At 73.0% G+C, this 17,326-nt stretch carries 17 protein-coding genes; 8 read left to right on the forward strand and 9 right to left on the reverse strand.

Annotation, left to right across the window (positions count from 1 at the left end):
* Positions 1–8 precede the first annotated feature (8 nt).
* Positions 9–602: a short chain dehydrogenase gene (locus ACWH95_RS05945; protein ID WP_452312122.1), complete on the reverse strand. Its 594-nt coding sequence runs from the start codon at positions 600–602 to the stop codon at positions 9–11.
* Positions 603–711: 109 nt separating this feature from the next.
* Complete coding sequence (locus ACWH95_RS05950) at positions 712–1,800, reverse strand: ROK family transcriptional regulator (protein WP_452312123.1); 1,089 nt, start codon at positions 1,798–1,800, stop codon at positions 712–714.
* 118 nt (positions 1,801–1,918) lie between these two features.
* Between ACWH95_RS05950 and ACWH95_RS05955 the strand changes: the two genes are divergently transcribed.
* Positions 1,919–3,085 carry an ROK family protein gene (locus ACWH95_RS05955; RefSeq protein WP_247638084.1) on the forward strand — a complete coding sequence of 389 codons (1,167 nt, stop codon included), beginning with the start codon at positions 1,919–1,921 and terminating at the stop codon, positions 3,083–3,085.
* Between the two features lie 15 nt (positions 3,086–3,100).
* On the opposite strand, the gene ACWH95_RS05960 is transcribed toward ACWH95_RS05955, so the two are convergent.
* The 3 genes from ACWH95_RS05960 to ACWH95_RS05970 are packed head-to-tail and all read right to left on the reverse strand — an operon-like array spanning position 3,101 to position 6,278.
* Entirely contained in the window at positions 3,101–4,027 is a 927-nt protein-coding gene (locus ACWH95_RS05960) for a carbohydrate ABC transporter permease (protein WP_205814344.1), read from the reverse strand.
* A gap of 2 nt (positions 4,028–4,029) precedes the next feature.
* Positions 4,030–5,001 (reverse strand): carbohydrate ABC transporter permease, encoded by a 972-nt coding sequence (locus ACWH95_RS05965; protein ID WP_447652560.1) that lies wholly within the window; start codon positions 4,999–5,001, stop codon positions 4,030–4,032.
* 29 nt (positions 5,002–5,030) lie between these two features.
* Positions 5,031–6,278 carry an extracellular solute-binding protein gene (locus ACWH95_RS05970; protein ID WP_454120349.1) on the reverse strand — a complete coding sequence of 416 codons (1,248 nt, stop codon included), beginning with the start codon at positions 6,276–6,278 and terminating at the stop codon, positions 5,031–5,033.
* A gap of 301 nt (positions 6,279–6,579) precedes the next feature.
* Between ACWH95_RS05970 and ACWH95_RS05975 the strand changes: the two genes are divergently transcribed.
* The 7 genes from ACWH95_RS05975 to ACWH95_RS06005 all read left to right on the forward strand — a co-directional run bounded on the left by ACWH95_RS05975 (position 6,580) and on the right by ACWH95_RS06005 (position 11,795).
* On the forward strand, positions 6,580–7,479 hold the full coding sequence (locus tag ACWH95_RS05975; protein ID WP_136036140.1) for an SIS domain-containing protein: 900 nt from the start codon (positions 6,580–6,582) through the stop codon (positions 7,477–7,479).
* A 25-nt stretch (positions 7,480–7,504) separates the two neighbouring features.
* Positions 7,505–8,497: an ROK family protein gene (locus ACWH95_RS05980; protein WP_454120350.1), complete on the forward strand. Its 993-nt coding sequence runs from the start codon at positions 7,505–7,507 to the stop codon at positions 8,495–8,497.
* Complete coding sequence (locus tag ACWH95_RS05985) at positions 8,494–9,438, forward strand: 1-phosphofructokinase family hexose kinase (protein WP_454120351.1); 945 nt, start codon at positions 8,494–8,496, stop codon at positions 9,436–9,438. The genes ACWH95_RS05980 and ACWH95_RS05985 overlap by 4 nt, the downstream gene beginning before the upstream one ends.
* Positions 9,435–10,316: a class II fructose-bisphosphate aldolase gene (locus ACWH95_RS05990; RefSeq protein ID WP_454120352.1), complete on the forward strand. Its 882-nt coding sequence runs from the start codon at positions 9,435–9,437 to the stop codon at positions 10,314–10,316. Before ACWH95_RS05985 ends, ACWH95_RS05990 begins: the two co-directional genes overlap by 4 nt.
* Before the next feature lie 91 nt (positions 10,317–10,407).
* On the forward strand, positions 10,408–11,184 hold the full coding sequence (locus tag ACWH95_RS05995) for a DeoR/GlpR family DNA-binding transcription regulator (RefSeq protein ID WP_136036352.1): 777 nt from the start codon (positions 10,408–10,410) through the stop codon (positions 11,182–11,184).
* A gap of 33 nt (positions 11,185–11,217) precedes the next feature.
* Positions 11,218–11,451 (forward strand): ribbon-helix-helix protein, encoded by a 234-nt coding sequence (locus ACWH95_RS06000; protein ID WP_136032253.1) that lies wholly within the window; start codon positions 11,218–11,220, stop codon positions 11,449–11,451.
* Positions 11,451–11,795, forward strand: a complete 345-nt coding sequence (locus tag ACWH95_RS06005; RefSeq protein ID WP_136032251.1) for a type II toxin-antitoxin system PemK/MazF family toxin — start codon at positions 11,451–11,453, stop codon at positions 11,793–11,795. Before ACWH95_RS06000 ends, ACWH95_RS06005 begins: the two co-directional genes overlap by 1 nt.
* Before the next feature lie 266 nt (positions 11,796–12,061).
* Here ACWH95_RS06005 and ACWH95_RS06010 read toward each other — a convergent pair whose 3' ends face one another.
* Genes ACWH95_RS06010 through ACWH95_RS06025 form a run of 4 tightly spaced genes read right to left on the reverse strand, consistent with a single transcriptional unit; the run spans position 12,062 to position 17,244 of the window.
* Positions 12,062–14,509, reverse strand: coding sequence for a CHAT domain-containing protein (locus tag ACWH95_RS06010; protein WP_454120353.1), 2,448 nt, complete (start codon positions 14,507–14,509; stop codon positions 12,062–12,064).
* A 45-nt stretch (positions 14,510–14,554) separates the two neighbouring features.
* The gene (locus ACWH95_RS06015) at positions 14,555–16,126 is read right to left on the reverse strand and encodes a S8 family peptidase (protein WP_454120354.1); all 1,572 of its coding nucleotides are present in this window, start codon (positions 16,124–16,126) and stop codon (positions 14,555–14,557) included.
* 36 nt (positions 16,127–16,162) lie between these two features.
* Positions 16,163–16,618 (reverse strand): hypothetical protein, encoded by a 456-nt coding sequence (locus ACWH95_RS06020; protein ID WP_454120355.1) that lies wholly within the window; start codon positions 16,616–16,618, stop codon positions 16,163–16,165.
* On the reverse strand, positions 16,615–17,244 hold the full coding sequence (locus tag ACWH95_RS06025) for an RNA polymerase sigma factor (RefSeq protein ID WP_240744591.1): 630 nt from the start codon (positions 17,242–17,244) through the stop codon (positions 16,615–16,617). The genes ACWH95_RS06020 and ACWH95_RS06025 overlap by 4 nt, the downstream gene beginning before the upstream one ends.
* Between the last annotated feature and the right edge of the window lie 82 nt (positions 17,245–17,326).

The following is a 17,326-nucleotide window of genomic DNA, read 5'->3' on the forward strand; positions in this document are numbered from 1 at the left end:
GACGGGGGTCAGACCGCGAGCACACGTCCGGTGATGACGCCCTCGACGGCGCGCACGTAGGCGCGACCCACCTCCTCGTCGGTGACGGGGCGGTGGCCGGGGAAGCTGTCGAAGTAGCCGGGGGAGTTGGCGAGCACGTCGGGGGAGACGGCGTTGATGCGGATGCCGCGCGGCGCCTCGGCGGCGGCGGTGAGCACGAACGACTCCAGGGCGCCGTTGGCCATCGCGGCGGCGGCCCCGGTGGCGAGGGGCTCCCGGGCGAGCACCCCGCTGGTCAGCGTGATCGAGCCGCCGTCGGCGACGACGGGAAGGGCCTCGCGCACCACGTCGAGCTGGGCGAGCGTCTTGCCCGTGAACGCCGCGAGGTAGTCGTCGCGGCTCAGGTCGCCGAGCGGCCGGAACGGCACGGAGCCGACCGCCACCACGACCGCATCGACGCGTCCGACGCGCGCGAACAGCTCGCGGATCGACGACGGATCGGTCACGTCCACGCGCTCATCGCCGCTGCGGGAAGCGCGGATCACCTCGTGGCCGCGGGTCTCCAGGGTCGCGGCCACCACGCCGCCGATGCTGCCGGTCGCGCCGATCACCAGTGCCTTCATGGGTGCCTCCGTGGGGTCGCTTGCTTCCGCGCGCAGACGCGCACCGCTCGAGTCTTGCACCCTTCGCGACGGGAGGGTCCGCGAGGGCCAGGGTGTCGGCGGGACGGGCTCAGCGGGGGCTGAACGCTGCAGCGACCACGCGGGCGGCGGCCCCGCGCAGCACCGCGTCGTCGAGCGTGCTGGAGGCGACCGCGGGCCCGAGCGAGGGGTGCGACGCCGCGCGGACCGCGGTCGCCGTGGCCTCGACGAACGCGGGTGTGGCGATGTCGGACGGTCCGCTCAGCAGGATCGACGGAAGGTCGACGGCCGCGGCGATCACGGAGAGCGAGGTGCCCAGTCGCGCCCCGGCCTCGGCGAGCACCGCGTCTTGGTCCGCGCCGGGCTCGTCGAGACGGCGGCGCAGCGCGGGCGTCGACGCCCACGCGTGCACGCAGCCGTCGCGACCGCACAGGCAGCGGTCGCCGGGGTCTCCGCCGGCAACCACATGGGCGAGCTCGCGGGCGCCGATCGACCGCTCGACGGGCGCGCCGTCGTCGCCCACCACCCGGATCGCGGTGCCGATGCGACCGCCGAGGCGCACGAGCAGGAAGTCGGTGCCGACCGCGCCGAACCGCAGCTCCGCGTCGGCGACCAGGTCGGCGTCGTCGAACACGTGCACCGGCAGGGCGAGGTCGTCGGCCAGACGCGGCCCGAGGCCGAGCAGAGCGGGCGATCCGGACGGGGCGCCGATGCCGATGCCGAGCGGGGCGCTGCTCGCACGCCCGGCCAGGTCGACGGCGAGGGCGGCGATCGCGGTGGGATCCGCGTCGTCCACCGCGAGGTCGGCACGGTGGTCGATGCGGCCGTCGGGGGTCGCGAGGGCGCCGGTGATCCGTCCGGGAGTGCTGAGGTCGAGGGCGATCACCTGCACGGCGCGCTGGTCGAACTCGAGCATGACGGCCGGCTTCCCCGGACGGGCGTCCTGGCTCATGCCGCTCTCGCGGATCACGCCGTCGTCGAGCAGGTCGCGCACGACCTCGGAGATCGTGGGCCGGGCGAGCCCGGTGAGGCGGGACAGGTCGGCGCGGCTCGCCGCCGCCTGCTCCATGAGGGTGCGCAGCACGAGGGCGCGGTTGCGTTCACGGATGGCGCGCGCGTGGGTGGGTGCCGAGACTCGTGCCCGGTCGCCGGGGCGCTCTAGGATCTGGGGGTAGTGCACGTCGTTCCTCCCCGCTCCGCCCGGACGACTAAGTTTAATGAATAAACTAACTGGGTCGAGCGTACGGAGCGCTGTGCGCGCTGTCAATCACCGCACCCACCCCCGGGGGACCGTGAGCATGTTCACCACCGACGACGCGCTGGACACCCAGGCCGCCGTCCGCCGTGCGAACCTGCGTCGAGCCCTGCAGCTCGTGTTCCAGGCGTCTGGCACCCAGACCCGCGCCGGCATCGCCCGGGCGACCGGGCTCACCGCCGCCACCTCCTCCTCGCTCGTCGCCGAGCTGATCGACAGCCGGCTGGTGGTCGAGGGCGAGCAGGCCGTCAGCACCGGCGGCAAACGCGCCACCACCCTGAGCGTCGACGGCGCCCACCACCTGATCCTCGTGCTCGTCGTGCAGCCCACCAGCGCGCACGTCGCCCTCGTCGCGCTCGACGGGACCGCGCTCGACGCACGCACGGTCGCCTACACCCCCGCGACGCGCGACCGCGTGCTCGACGACACGGTGGCCGAGGCGGCGGCCCGCTTCGGCGCCCGGCTCCTCGCCGTCGGCGTGCAGCTGCCCGGCACCACCGACGGGCGGACGGTGCTGGAGAGCGTGCAGCTGGAGTGGCAGGACGTGCCGCTGGCCGAGCGCTTCGAGGCCATCGCGGGCGCGCCCGTGCTGCTGCTCAACGACGTCGACGCGGAGGCCATCGCCGAGGCCGGGATGGACGAGACGCCGTCCGGATACCGGCTGTTCGTGCACCTCGGCGGCGGAGTCGGTGCGGCGGTCACCCTCGACGGCGAGCTCGCCCCGGGGCCGCGCGACCGTGCGGGCGAGATCGGGCACGTGCAGGTCGTGTTCGGAGACGCCGCGCGCCCGTGCCGGTGCGGCCAGCGCGGGTGCCTGGAGTCCGCCGCCGCGCTCGGGCCCATGCTGGGCGAGGACTTCACCGACGAGCTCGACCTCCCGGCCGTGCGCGCCCTCGTCGCCCGCGCCGACCAGGGGCAGATCGACGAGGGTGCCCGTGCGCTCGCCCGTGCGGTCAAGCTGATCAGCGCCCTGCTCGACCCGATCGAGGTCGTGATCGGCGGTCCGGCGACCGAGCTCGGACCCCGGTTCCTGGAGCGCGTGCGGGAGGAGTCCGGCTATCCGGCGCGTGGCACCCAGCAGCCGCCCATCCGCTACGCCGACCCCCGGGTCCCGCTCTCCGCCGGTGCCGCGCAGGCCGCGCTCACCGCCGCGCTCGGGGTGCGCTGGAGTCCGCAGCAGCTGCGCGCCGCCGCGGCCCCCCGCCCCTGAACCCGCCCGCGCGGGCTACTTCACGCTGCCCGCGGTGAGGCCGCCGACCAGGCGCTTCTCGATCAGCATGAACAGGATGATCACCGGCAGGATCGCGACGATCGAGACGCCGAACACGTACTGCCAGCTGGTCTCGTACTGACCCACGAACTTCGTCAGCGCCACCGACAGCGGCTGGTTCTTGTCGGTCGACAGGATCACGAGCGACGCGGCGAACTCGTTCCAGCAGGCCACGAAGGTGAACACGATCGCGGTGACGATGCCCGGCCACACGAGCGGCAGGTTGATGCGGAAGAGCACCGTCAGGCGTCCTGCGCCGTCGATCTGCGCCGCCTCATCGACCTCCTTGGGGATGCCCGCGAAGAAGGAGTGCATGATCCACACCGCGAACGACAGGTTGAACGCGGCGTTGATGAAGATCATCGCGGCCCACGTGTCGCCGAGGCCGAGCGTGGTGAACTGCCGGAACAGACCCGACGTGAGCACGGCCGGCTGCAGCATCTGCGTGACGATCACGAGGAACAGGAACACCATGCGGCCGGGGAACGTGAACCGCGCCGTGTAGTACGCGGCCGGGAGCGACACCAGCAGCACGAGCAGCGTCGCGAACACCGAGATGACGATCGTCGACACCAGGTTGTACGGCAGCGGCGTCTCGGGCGTCGACCACATCGTGAGGTAGTTCTCCCAGTGCCACTCGGTCGGGAGGTAGGTCGGGTCGACCGAGCGGATCTGCGCCTTGGTCTTCACCGAGCCGAAGAACATCACGAGGTACGGCAGCACGAAGATCGCCAGCACGAGGAACCCCGCGGCCGTGCGCAGGATCACGCGCGGCAGCGACACCTGGTCGGCGGTGTAGCGGCGCCGACGGCCGGGGATCGGCGGGGTGCGGCGACCACGGGAGTCGGCGGTGGTCACGAGGGCGGTCTCGGTCACGGTCATGATCAGACCTCCTTCATGGGCTTGACGATCTTCACGTACGCCGCGACGATCACGATCACGATGACGAAGGCGACGACGGACAGGGCGCTGGCGACGTCGACCTTCTTCTGCAGCTCGATGTACTTGAAGATCAGGGTCATGATCGTGTCGGCGCCGTAGCCGGGGATCGACCCGGTCATCACCTTGAGGATCGGCAGCGAGTTGAACACGTTGATGATGTTGATGAGGATCGCCACGGCGAGGGCGCTGCGCAGCTGCGGCAGCACGATCGACCAGTAGGTGCGGGCGGGACCGGCGCCGTCCATCTTCGCGGCCTCGATCGCGTCGGCGGGCACGGCCTGCAACCCGGCGAGGATCGTGTACGTGGTGAACGGCAGCGACACGAACACGGCGATCACGATCGACCAGGTGAACGCGGTCGCGGGGTTCTTCGTCCACCCGTAGCCGACCGCGTCGTCGGAGAGACCGATGTCGTAGAGGAACTTGTTGAAGATGCCGAAGTACGGCTCGAGGCTGTAGTAGAACACCATGGTCGTCATCACGACCGAGGCCGCCCACGGCACGATGACGGCCATGCGCACGAGCTGGCGCCCGGGGAACGCCTTGTTGAGGATCTGCGCGAGCCCGAGCGAGATCACCACGGTGAGCGCGACCACCGACACGACCCACACGATCGTGCGGAAGAAGATGGGCCAGAACTCCGCGAACGTGAACACGGTGACGAAGTTGTCGAAGCCGACCGAGCCCTTGTCGAGCCCGGAGAGGGAGATGTCGCGCGTCGAGTTGAAGAACATGACGCCGGCGGGGAACAGCACCACGCCGATGATGAGCACCAGTGCCGGTGCGATCCAGGGCAGCGCCTGGAGGAGGTCCCGTCCGCCGGGGCGGCCGCGACCGGCGGCCCCGGCGTCGGGGGTGCGGGGGCGGCCGGTCGCCGCCCCCGCGAGGTTCGAGGATTCTGTGGTCTGGCTCATGGGATACCCGAACCTCTCCGTTCTGCGGGTCAGCCCGCGTCGACCTGCGCCTGGATCTCGGTCAGCACGTCCTGTGCCGGCTTCGACTGGAGCTGACCGAACAGCGACTTGAACGCACCGTCGGCGGCCGACCACTTCGGGTTCGTCGACGGGTAGAACTGCGCGTCGGGCAGCACGTCGAGGAACGGCTTGAGCGCCTCCTCGCCGGACAGCTTCTCGGCGCCGGACTTGGTGACGGGCAGGAAGCCCTCGGCCCGCACCCACGGCACGTACACGTCGGGAGCGTAGTAGTAGTCGAAGAACTTGGTGATCGCGTCCTTCTTGTCGTCGTCGTTCTGGAACGCCATCAGCTGGTCCATGACGCCGAGCGTGAACGGCGAGCCGTCCTTGGTCGGGATCGGGACGATCGAGTAGTCCAGCTCGGGGTTGCTGTCGGCGATCTGCCCGACCGTGGGCGGCAGGCCGACCTGCATGCCGATCTTGCCCTGGATGAAGATGTCCATCAGCGGGGAGCGCTGCGTGGAGCCCGGGTCGGCCTGGGTCGCACCGGCGTCGATCATCTTCTTGATCTGCTCGGCACCGACGAGGTTCTCGGGGGTGTCGATCGTGATCTCGGACGCGTCACCGAACGAGCCGCCGCCGCCCCACAGCCACACGGCCGCCTCGGCCTGTGCCTCTTCCGAGCCGAGGGGCATGCCGTATCCGGCGACCCCGCCGCCGAGCGCGGAGACCTTGGTGGCCGCGTCGAGCAGCTCGTCCCAGTTGGTGGGCGCCTCGACCCCCGCCTGCTGCAGCAGGGTGTTGTTGACGAAGAGGGCGCGCGCGGAGGCGATGAGCGGCAGGGCGTAGGCCGTGCCGTCGATCTCGGCGTTCTTGATGAAGGAGTCCTGGAAGTCGGAGTAGACCTCGTCCGACACGACGTCCTTGACCGGGTAGAGCAGCTCGTCGCCGACGAACCCGGCGAACGGCCCGCCGTTGTAGATGTCGGGAGCCTCGCCCGCCTGGACCTTGGTGGAGATGACCTTCTCGAGGTTGTCCCACGACTGCACTTCGAGCTTCACGTCGATGTCGGGGTTCTCCTTCTCGAACCCGTCGATCACGTCTTCCCACAGCCCCTTCGTCGCGTCGGAGTAGCTGGGGACGAGCAGGTCGAGCGTGGTCTTGCCGTCGGCGTCCCCGCCGCTGTCGCCGCCCGAACCGCCGAATCCGCACGAGGCGAGCGACAGCGTGGCGACGGCCGCGACGGCAGCCGCCCCGAACCGCAGTGACTTCTTCATGGGCATTGCATTCCTCACTGTGTGTGCCGTGGTCGGTGGGCGGGCGAGCCGCCGTCCGACGGAGCGGGGGTGGTGCACAGTCGCAGAACACTCTTCACGCGACGGTGCGTGGTGATCGATCGCGGTGAGGGCGACCTCTCGGGTCAAGCCGAAGCTTGGGTGGAACGTACAGATTATTTGTCAGGCAAACAAACAAAATCAAGCATTCGCCCGATCTTGCTCGATGGTGGTGACATACTATGATCGAAACGCACCCGAAAGAATCACAAATACGCAACTACTCGTCTGAAAGGGTCGACCGATGACCGAAAACCTGCCCGGCGCGCACATGCGCGAAGAACTCCTCTCGCAGCCGGAGATGTGGCAGCGCGCCGCCGATCTCACCGCCGAGCAGGGGCGGCTGCCCGCCCGCGGGGCCAGGGTCGCGGTCGTCGGATGCGGCACCTCCTGGTTCATGGCGCAGTCCTACGCCGCGCTGCGCGAGTCCACGGGACACGGGGAGACCGACGCGTTCGCCGCCTCCGAGGCCTTCGTCGACCGCGGCTACGACGCCATCGTCGCCCTCACGCGGTCCGGCACCACGAGCGAGGTCCTCGACCTGGTCGAGCGCGTGCGCGGACGCGTGCGCACAGTGGGCGTGATCGGCGACCCCGACTCCCCGCTGGTCTCGCTCGTCGACGACGCCGTGCTGCTGCCGTTCGCCGACGAGCAGTCGGTCGTGCAGACCCGCTTCGCCACCACGGCCCTCGCCCTCTTCCGCGCCTCGCTCGGGGAAGACCTGAGCGGGGCGATCGCCGACGCGACCGCCGTGCTCGCCGAGCCCGAGGTCGACGCCGAGCTGCGTGACGCGGAGCAGTACACGTTCCTCGGACGGGGCTGGACCATCGGGCTCGCGCACGAGGCCGCCCTCAAGCTGCGCGAGTCGTCGCAGTCGTGGACCGAGGCCTACCCGTCGATGGACTACCGCCACGGCCCGATCGCGATCGCCGCCCCCGGCCGCGTCACCTGGCAGTTCGGCGACGCCCCCGACGGGCTCGCCGACGAGGTGCGTGCCACGGGCGCCCGCTTCGAGCACCGCGCCATCGACCCCCTCGCCGACCTCGTGCGCCTGCACCGCACGGCCCTCGACCGTGCCCTCGCGCGGGGACTCGACCCCGATCAGCCGCGCAACCTCACGCGATCCGTCATCCTGGATGCATGACCCGCGCACGCACCGGAGCCGAACGATGACCCCGATCGACGGAGCGGACGCGATCCCCGACGTCGAGAAGGACGCCTCCGGCGAGACCCTCGCCGCGGTGCGCTCGCTCGGCCCCGGTGCCCCGGCGCTCGCGTTCGACGTGGGCGGCACCGACATCAAGTCGGCCCTCTTCGACGCCGACGGCACGGCGCTCGGGCTGCGGCGCACCCCGACGCCCGTCGTCGCCGGCGACCGCACGCACGCGATCCTCGACCGGCTGGACGCGCTCGCCGCCGAGCTCCGCGACGCACACCCCGAGGTCGTGCCGCAGGCGGTCGGCCTCGTGGTGCCCGGCATCGTCGACGCCGACGCGGGCATCGGGGTGTTCGCCAGCAACATGGGCTGGCGCGACGCCCCGCTGCGGGACCTCGCCCGCGAACGCCTCGGCCTGCCCGTCGCGTTCGACCACGACGTGCGCGCGGCCAGCTGGGCCGAGCACCGCCTCGGCGGAGCACGCGCCTACGACGACGCCGTGATCCTCGTCATCGGCACGGGCATCGCGGGCGCCCTCCTGGTGGGCGGACGGCCGTACACCGCGGGCGGCTACGCCGGCGAGATCGGCCACTCGCCCATCGCCGACGGCCCGGCCTGCCCGTGCGGCGCGCGCGGCTGCCTGGAGGCCGTCGCCTCGGCCGGTGCGATCGCCCGGCGCTATCGGGAGGCCACCGGGGTCGTGCCCGACGGCGCGAAAGACGTGATCGCCAGGGCGGCCGCGGGTGACGAGGTCGCCGCCGCGATCTGGGACTCCGCGCTCGACGCGCTCACGATGTCGCTCGCGCAGCTCACCGCGGTGGTCGCCCCCGAGGCCGTGGTGATCGGCGGCGGGCTCTCGCGCGCCGGAGGAGCACTGTTCGACGAGCTGCGGCGCCGCCTGGCCGCGCGGCTCAGCTTCCACCGGCTGCCGGTGCTCGTGCCCGCCGAGCTCTCCGGCAACGCGGGTCTGATCGGTGCGGCCCTGCGGGCCAGGGAGCTGACGTGATCCTCACCGTCACGCCCAACCCCGCGCTCGACCTGACCTGGCGCGTCGACCGGCTCGTGGAGGGCGGCACGCACCGCGCCGACGCGGGGGCCGCGCGCGCGGGCGGCAAGGGCCTCAACGTGGCCAGGGTCGCGCATGCGCAGGGCGCACCCGTGCTCGCCGTCACGACCGCGGGCGGCCGCGTGGGCGCCGAGTTCGCGGACGAGCTGAGCGCCAGCGGCGTCCCGTACGTGCTCGTGCCCGTCGCGGCGGAGACCCGGCGCAGCATCGCCCTCGTCGACGAGTCCGCGGGCGACACCACCATCGTGAACGAGCGCGGCGTCAGCCCCTCCGACGCGGAATGGGGGGCGGTGCTGGCCGAGGTGGTCGAGCGGCTCCCCGCGGCGGGCGTGCTCGTGATCTCGGGCAGCGTGCCGCCGGGCACCCCCGAGGCGCTGCTGCCGATGCTGATCGCCGTGGCGCGTGACGCCGGCGTGCCCGTGATCGTCGACACCTCGGGCCCCGCGCTGCTGCGGGCCGCCGACGCCGGGGCCACCGTGCTCAAGCCCAACGCCGCCGAGCTCGCCGAATCCACCGGCATCGACGACCCGGTGCACGCCGCCCGCACCCTGCTGGAGCGCGGTGCCGAGCTCGTGCTGCTCTCGCTGGGCGCCGACGGCATGCTCGCGGTGACCGACGACGAGCTCGTGCACGCGCGACTCGACGAGCCCCTCGCGGGGAACCCGACCGGTGCGGGCGACGCCGGGGTCGCCGCCTGCGCCGTGCTGTACGCCGAGGGCGAGCGCGACCCCGAGACGGTGCTCCGCCGCGCGACGGCCTGGTCGGCGGCGGCCGTGCTCATGCCGCTCGCCGGCGACATCTCGCCCCGCTGGACCGCGCTCGCGCAGCACCTGCGCGTGACCCGCCCCGACCCCGCCCTGTTTCGAAAGGACCCCTCGTGACCCTCGTCTCCGCCAGAGAACTCGTCACCGCCGCCTCGGACGCCGGAACCGGCATCGGCGCGTTCAACGTGATCCACCTCGAGACCGCGGAGGGCCTGGTGCGCGCCGCCGCCCTTGCGGAACTCCCGGTGATCCTGCAGATCTCGCAGAACTGCGCCGACTATCACGGCGGCCTGGAGCCCATCGCGCTCGCCTCGCTCGCGCTGGCCCGCCGGGCGGAGACACCGGTCGCGGTGCACCTCGACCACGCCGAACGACCGGAGCTGGTCGACGAGGCGGTCGCGCTCGGCTTCGGCTCCGTCATGTTCGACGGCGGCGCGCTGCCCTACGACGAGAACGTCGCGCTGACGGCCGAGGTCGCCGCGCGCGCACACCGGGCTGGCGTGTTCGTGGAGGGCGAGCTGGGCGAGGTGGGCGGCAAGGACGGCGCGCACGCACCCGGAGTGCGCACCGACCCCGACGAGGCCAGGGCCTTCGTCGCCGCGACCGGGGTGGACGCCCTCGCGGTGGCGGTCGGCTCGTCGCACGCCATGACCGACCGCACGGCGTCGCTCGACCTCGACCTCATCGCGCGGCTGCGGGCGGCACTGCGCGGCGCCGGGGCGGCCGGGGCGGACGTCCCCCTCGTGCTGCACGGCTCGTCCGGGGTGGCCGACGCCGTGATCGCCGACGCGGTGCGGGCGGGCATGACCAAGATCAACGTCTCGACCCATCTGAACGGCTTCTTCACGCGGGCCGTGCGCGATGTGCTGGACCGCGACGAGCGGCTGGTCGACTCCCGCAAGTACCTCGCACCCGCCCGCGACGCGCTGGCGCAGGAGGCGGCGCGGATGCTGCGGCTGTTCGCGCTGCAGACCGACACGGCGGCCGCGGGATGAGCGTGGCGGCGACAGGGCCGCAGGCGCTCGCGGTCGGCCGTCACCACGGAGGTCACGGGTTCCCGCCGCAGCACCCCTCCGGGAGCACGCGGTGAAGCGGGCGGCACGGCTGAACGCGATCCTCGACCTGCTCGCCGCCAGCGGTGAGGTCACGGTGGACGAGCTCGTCGACCGGTTCGGCGCCTCGCCGGCCACCACCCGCCGCGACCTCGACACCCTGGCCGAGCAGCGCCTGCTCACGCGCACGCACGGCGGTGCGGTGGCGCAGACGGTCGCCTACGAGCTGCCCATCCGCTACAAGAGCCACCTGCGCACGCAGGAGAAGGCGAGCATCGCCCAGGCCGCGGCCGACCTGGTGTCGCCCGGCATGGTGGTGGGTCTCTCCGGGGGCACCACGACGACCGCGATCGCGGCCGCCCTCGCCGCCAGGGAGGACCTGGCCGCCGACGGCGGCGTCACGGTCGTCACGAACGCGGTCAACATCGCGGCACAGCTCGCCACGCGGCCCGACATCAAGGTCGTGGTCACCGGCGGCGTCATCCACTCCCGCACGTACGAGCTCGTGGGGCCGTTCGTGGAACAGCTGCTGCGCGGGGTGCGGCTTGACATCGCGTTCCTGGGCGTGAACGGCATGGACGCCGCGGCGGGTGCCACCACGCAGGACGAGCGCGAGGCCGCCGTGAACCGCATGATGGCCGAGCGTGCCCGGCGCGCGGTCGTGGTGACCGACGGCAGCAAGCTGGGCGTCGAGGCGTTCTCCGCGGTGGGCGGACCCGAGCTGTTCCACACCGTCATCACCGACCGCGGGGCCGAGCCCGCGCTGGTCGAGGCACTGCGCACCGCCGGGTACGTCGTGCTCCTCGCCTGAGTCCGCGCAGCGGGGGCTCGGTATACTGAAAGTATGACCACGACGATCAAGGTGAGTGACGAGCTCCGCGATCGGCTGAAGGATCAGGCGGCTCGCGACGGGCTGACACTGGGCGCTCACCTCGCCCATCTCGCCGACGCCGAGGATCGCCGCCGACGCCTCGAGTCGCTGCGCACGGCGGTCGCCCTCTCCTCTCCCGAGGACGCCGCTTCGCATGCGGCCGAGACGGCGGCGTGGGAGCGGGTCGAATCGGCAGACGCCTCCTGATGGCAGACCCTGATCTCGCCCCCGGAGTGATCGTCTGGGTGTCGTTGGAACCGGTGCGCGGCCGCGAACAGGGCGGACACCGACCCGTCCTCCTCGTCGCCTCCGCCGGGTATCTGGACGCCGTCACCACCCTGGTGATCGGCTTGCCGATCACCACGACCGACCGTGGGTGGCCCAATCACATCCGCATCGACGGGCCGAGCGGACTGGACCGTCCGTCCTGGGTCATGACCGAGCAGCCGCGCACGCTCACGCGGGAACGGATCACGGGCGTCGCGGGGAGGGTGTCCGCGGACTGTCTCGCCTCCGTCCGGCTGTGGCTGGGAGACTTCCTCGACCTGTGACGGTGCTCCTCGCCTGAGTCCGCGCGGGCGCACCCCCAGGGCCCCGGCGTCCCCAGATCGCCGAGGCCCTGTGAGGTGTCGCGGCTGCAACCGCGGCTCCCCAGAGCAGTTGGTGTCCCTGTCGTGCGCGCTCCCCAGTGCGCTTGTTTCCCCAGATCCGACGGCGCCTCCCTCGCGCCTCCTCCTTCGAGGCCCTTCGCCTGCGACACCTTCCGAAGAACAGGAGTCACCGCCTGCGGTTCTGATACACCGATTGGAGAAAAAGGTCAGAATCCGTCGCCGTGGCACTGGAACGGCGCGATCACGCCCGTCGTGACGGCCGCGGAGGCCAGGGCGTCCGCCGGTGCAGCGCCCTCGGTGAGCCCGGCGTGCACGGCCGCCAGCAGCTCGCACGCATCGTCGTCGGGCACCGCGACGGGTGCCGCGATCACGCACTCGGTGCCCGCGTGCAACCACACCCGCGTCATGCCCAGCGCCTCCTCCCCCCAGCGCACCGACGAGCGCCCCAGCTCACACGCCGACAGGATCACGGTGCGCGGCGCCCGCGGGATCAGGTCCACGTCGTAGCCGAACAGCGTGCCGTCGCTCAGCTCGAACCCGGAGAACAGGGGGTTGTCGACCGCGTGCCGCCCGTGGGCCGCGATGTGCAGCAGCTCCGCGTCGCCCGCGAGGGCTGTCACCGCACCCACCGTCGCCTCCGCACCCTCGTACACGCGCGTCGAGGCACGGTCCGTCCAGGCGGAGGCCGCACGCTGCACCTCCTCGCCGGCGCGGCGCACGCGAGGACCGGCGGCGAAGCCCACGACGGGCGACGCGACGCGCGGTGCCCGCTCGGCTCCGAGCCACCGCGACACCGACGTGACGAGCGTGAACGGCAACCCGCGCATGCCGGGCAGCATGGCCCACGGCACGCCCCCGAGGATGCCGGGCACCGTGATCGCCACGCGCGACGCCCGCGGCACGGCCCGCCGCAGCGGTGCGAGCAGCCCCGCGTCGAGCAGCTCCAGCCGCGCGACGAGGGACCGCTGCGTGACCGCACCCATCGCTCCTCCGCGGGTGAGGGCGGCCATGTCGAGGTCGGCCCGCAGCCCGTCGAGCGCCGCCCGCACCCGCGGCCAGTCCAGTTCCACGATGCGCGCCCGGCCCTCGGTCACCGCCACGGCGTGCAGCTCGGAGCCGGTGAAGACGTAGGAGAACACCGCGGTGCCGCGCGGGAGGAGCGCAGACGCCGCCGCCAGGCCGAGCCGCTCGCGCGCGGCGCCGGAGCCGGTCGCCGTCCACTGCCTCTCGCGCACCCGGTCGCGCAGCATCCGCACCCGCGCGTCGGTCGTCCAGTCGGCACCCGCGAGCTCCGCACGCAGCATCCGCAGCTCCGCCAGGTCCGCCGCCAGGTCCGCGTCGTGCGGGGGCCGCACCGGCGCGACCTGCTGGCTGAGGTGACGCGCACGCTCCGACCACTCGAACAGGGTCTCCGGGTCGCCGAGGCGCGCCGCCGCCGTGAGCCCGGTGAACACGAGGTCGCTCGCGTGCATCGCGACCGAGGCCTGCAGGTCGAGCGCGCCGAACGACTGCTGCCACGACGACAGCAGGTCGAGGCCCTCGCCCGCGGCCCGCAGCGCCGCCCGGTCATGGCCTCGGTGCAGGGCCCTCGCTGCCCGCACCTCGTGGACGCGCAGCCGCAGGGGCGTGGGGGCGGACGCGGCGATGCGGGGCAGCCGCCCGGCTCCGTCGCGCCGTGCGGCCAGGCGCAGCGCCGTCGCCTCGGTGCGGAATCCGCTGCGGTCGAGGTCACGGGCGACACGCTCGAACTCCTCGGCCGGGATCGCCCGGTCGGGGTGGGCGCGCTGCCGTGCCTCCAGTCGCACGGCCTCGGCCCGCGCCGTCCACCCCGGTGTCGCGAGGGCGGTGAACCGTCGGGCGGCCAGACGTGCCGCGCGTTCGGCGGCCACGGGATCATGGTGCAGCAGTGACCGCGCCAGGTGGAACTCCGCCTCGCCGCGCGCCTGCCGCATGCGCTGCGCCCCGAACTGCACGGCCACCCGCCCGAGCAGCACCTCCGCCTCGGTCGTCAGGCCCGCGTCGCGGAGCACCTCGGCCCGATCGAGGTCGGCGATCGCGGCGGCCAGGTCGCTCGCCTCCGCCAGGGCGGGGCGGGAGCGGGTCATGAGCGCGAGGGCGCCCACGAGGTCGCCGCCCAGCAGCGCCGCGTAGCCGAGGTTGTGCGTGGCCTCGGCGACCGGGCCGCGGGCGTCATGCGCCTGATACACGGCGAGGGCGCGGCGGAGGTCGGCGACGCACGCGTCGAGCTCGTGACGCTGCATGCGCACGACCGAGCGGTTCATCAGGCAGTTCGCGAGCTCGGTGCTCTCGGTCCCCGCGGTGGAGAGCGCGTCGATGGCGCGGGAGAGCTCGGCCTCGGCCTCGGGCAGTCGTCCGCGGTGCATGAGCAGGGTGCCGAGCTGGCCGCCGAGCAGCGCCACCGTCTCGGGCTGCAGTCCCGCGCGCGCGAGGGCCGCCCGGCACAGTTCCTCGGCGGCCGCGGGGTCACCGGTCTGCGTCAGCACGTAGGCGCGGGTGCCGTCGATCCGGGCGCGCAGCTCGGGGTCGTCGGTGCGCGCGGCTGCGGCGTCGAGGGCACGGCGGGCCTGCGCGAACCGTCGCGTGTTCGCCGCGTCGACGCCGCGTCGATGCAGCTCGCTCGCGGACAGGGGCATCCGTCCAGGATGCCGTGCCGCGACCCCGGTGGGGAAGAGTGCGGGTCAGCCGCGGTCGTGCGGGTCGGGGAGCTCGGCGAGCACGGCGGACACGGCCTTCGCCGCCGCGGCCGGGGTCGCGCCCGCCACCGGGACGGCCCCGAGCTCCGCCGCGATGCGACCGGCGAGGTACGGCGCTGCGAACGACGTGCCGCTCCAGACCGCGAAGCCGCCCCGGTAGTCGTCGGGGTCGAGGGTCTCACGCACCAGTCCGTCGACGTCGGCCCTGGTCGCCGCCTGGGCACCGCCGACGAACGCGGGCGAGGTGCTGACGACCGCCGCGCCCGGGGCGTACACGTGCACCCAGGGCCCGACGTTGGAGAACAGCGCGACCGAGCGCGACGACGGGTTGAGGGCGCCGACGGCCACGTGCGGGGCGCCCTTGTCGGCGGGCAGCCCGTTGTCGGCTCCCGGCCACGGCCACAGCGACGCCGGGAAGGACGGCCGGTCGATCGCGTCGTTGCCGGCCGAGCACACGACCACGCAGCCGAGCTCGCGCGCCTTCGCCAGCAGCTCGTACAGCGTGCGGCTGAACAGCCCGTCGGTCGGGGTCTCGTGGTAGTAGCTGAGCGACAGGTTGAGCACGTCGATGGGGAAGCCCGTCTTCGGGTCCTCCTGGTGCCGGCGCAGCAGCTCCACCACCTGCGCCACGGTCTCCAGCAGGGTGCTCTCGTCGACCACTCCGAGCGCGCCGGCCACCCGGATCGACAGGATGTCGGCGTCGGGTGCGGTCTGCCGCACGATCCCGGAGATGAACGTGCCGTGCCCGGCCACCGCGTCGATCTCGCCGTCGAGCTGGCCGTACAGGTCGGGGTAGCGTTCGGGGTCGGCGTCCTCGGTGAGCCCGACCGGGACGCCGTCGAGCTCGATGTGCCGCGTGACGATGTCGGACGGCAGCCAGGCGTGCTCGCCGCAGCCCGTGTCGAGCACCGCGACGACCGGGCGTCGTCCGCGCTTCGGCGCTGGAGCGCGCACGGGCGCGGGCCCCAGCCACGAGACGGGCTGCCGTGCCCCGCGGCCCGGCTCCAGGTAGTCGTCGCTGCCGCCGGTGCCCGCACCGGCGCCGCGCACGGGGTTGGTGCGGGTGAACGGGTTGGTGCGGGTGAACGGGTTCGTGCGCGTGAAGGGGTTGAGGCCGACGGGGTCGATCGACAGCACGTGCTCGAGGCTCGTGCGCGGCATGGTCGACCGCGACAGGCGCCGTGCCCGCTGCAGCACCCGCCAGGCGTCCGGCGCCACGGGCGACTCGCCCCTGGCCGGCTCGTCGGGCGTGGTCAGGCGCGCGCGCAGGAACCCGGCGACGCCCGGTACCAGCTCGTCGCCGCCGACCTCGCGCTCCGCCGATTCGATCTCGAGCCGCCAGCCGAAGGTGTCGGCGGCGTCGCGCAGCGTGCGCACCTCGCGGTCGTATGCCTCCTGGTCACCGACGGTGCGCGTGATCAGCAGGCGTTCGGGCAGGTACGCGGTGGGGAAGGCGCGGATGCCGTCCACGGGTTCCGTGCTCGGGTCGAGAGCGGTGCCGCGGCGGATCGATCCCTCCGCGCGGTCCTGCCACGTCCATCCCTGGGGCTGCTCCATCGGTCATCCTCTCCGTGCGGGCTCCCTCGCCCGCCGTCACAGCTCGAACTGCGGGGTCTCCAGCGTGCGTTCCTCGTCGCCGTCGAGCGTGGTCAGCCGCACGCGGCTGAGCCCGGGCGGCACGTCGTCGAACTGGAAGCGCCCGGTCTCCGCGGGCGTCGTGGTGCGCGTGCGGTCGCCCTGGGCCAGCACGATCCGCGCGGTGGTGGTGTCGACCCAGCCGTCGACGCGGCGCCGTCCGGACGCGGTGGTGGTCACGTGCAGCAGGATGCTCGTGGTGCCGTCGCTGAACTGCAGCGTGAGCGCGTCGGCGTCTCCCCGCACGGCGCCGAGCTGCCCCTCCACGAGGGTCAGCAGCGCGTACTCGCGGTTGAGCCCGTCGGCGGCGACCGCGGCGACCATGCGGTCGATCAGTCCGGCCGGCACCGGGTCGATCTCGTCCCACACGGTGCGCAGGCGCGCGAACAGGCGGGCGTCGTCGTGATCGCTCATGAGCGTCCCCCTCCGGTGTGCGGCGCCGGGGCGTCGAGCAGGTCGCGCAGCTTGGCGAGGCACCGGCTGCGGGTCGGCCCGATGCTGCCGACGGGCATGCCGAGGTCGGTCGCGAGGCGGGCGTAGTCGGGGCGGTCGTCGAAGGCGATCACGCGGAGCAGGCGCTGGCACCGCTCGGTCAGGCGGCGCACGGCGAGCCAGAGTCGGCGGTTCTCGTCGCCGAGCGTCGCGTGGTCCTCGGCCGAGGCCTGTTCGGGCAGGAGGGTGTCGAGGTCGTCGGCCTCGGTCGTGTCGATGCGGCCGTTGGCCTTCGCGGCCTTCCACGCCTCGCGGCGGGCGGTCGTGGTGAGCCAGGCCGACACGGCGCGCGGGTCGGCGATCGAGCCGTGACCGCGGACGAGCCGCAGCCATGTGGTCTGCACCACGTCTTCCGCGAGGGTGCGTTCGAGCCCGTAGGCGCGGACGACGTGCCAGAGCACGGGCGACAGCAGTCGCACGAGCTCATCCATCGCGCGGCCGTCGCCTTCGCGCCATGCGCCGAACAGATCAGCGGCACGTTCCCACCGTGCCCGGCCGTCGTCGGATGCAGGATCGAGGGGGGCGGCGCCGGAGGCACCGTCGATCATGAAGCCCATTGTGATCACACCTACCAGGAGCGCGGCAAGAGTCCGGTGATACATGAGGGCGGGCTTTCCACAGCCGGATCGT

The sequence above is a fragment of the Microbacterium sp. NPDC055502 genome (assembly GCF_053643635.1).

Coding starts and splice junctions, on each gene's coding strand:
- ACWH95_RS05945 (WP_452312122.1), bottom strand. CDS start 602: ATGAAGGCACTGGTGATCGGCGCGACCGGCAGCATCGGCGGCGTGGTG.
- ACWH95_RS05955 (WP_247638084.1), top strand. CDS start 1,919: ATGTTCACCACCGACGACGCGCTGGACACCCAGGCCGCCGTCCGCCGT.
- ACWH95_RS05960 (WP_205814344.1), bottom strand. CDS start 4,027: ATGACCGTGACCGAGACCGCCCTCGTGACCACCGCCGACTCCCGTGGT.
- ACWH95_RS05965 (WP_447652560.1), bottom strand. CDS start 5,001: ATGAGCCAGACCACAGAATCCTCGAACCTCGCGGGGGCGGCGACCGGC.
- ACWH95_RS05970 (WP_454120349.1), bottom strand. CDS start 6,278: ATGAAGAAGTCACTGCGGTTCGGGGCGGCTGCCGTCGCGGCCGTCGCC.
- ACWH95_RS05975 (WP_136036140.1), top strand. CDS start 6,580: ATGACCGAAAACCTGCCCGGCGCGCACATGCGCGAAGAACTCCTCTCG.
- ACWH95_RS05980 (WP_454120350.1), top strand. CDS start 7,505: ATGACCCCGATCGACGGAGCGGACGCGATCCCCGACGTCGAGAAGGAC.
- ACWH95_RS06000 (WP_136032253.1), top strand. CDS start 11,218: ATGACCACGACGATCAAGGTGAGTGACGAGCTCCGCGATCGGCTGAAG.
- ACWH95_RS06005 (WP_136032251.1), top strand. CDS start 11,451: ATGGCAGACCCTGATCTCGCCCCCGGAGTGATCGTCTGGGTGTCGTTG.
- ACWH95_RS06010 (WP_454120353.1), bottom strand. CDS start 14,509: ATGCCCCTGTCCGCGAGCGAGCTGCATCGACGCGGCGTCGACGCGGCG.
- ACWH95_RS06015 (WP_454120354.1), bottom strand. CDS start 16,126: ATGGAGCAGCCCCAGGGATGGACGTGGCAGGACCGCGCGGAGGGATCG.
- ACWH95_RS06020 (WP_454120355.1), bottom strand. CDS start 16,618: ATGAGCGATCACGACGACGCCCGCCTGTTCGCGCGCCTGCGCACCGTG.
- ACWH95_RS06025 (WP_240744591.1), bottom strand. CDS start 17,244: ATGATCGACGGTGCCTCCGGCGCCGCCCCCCTCGATCCTGCATCCGAC.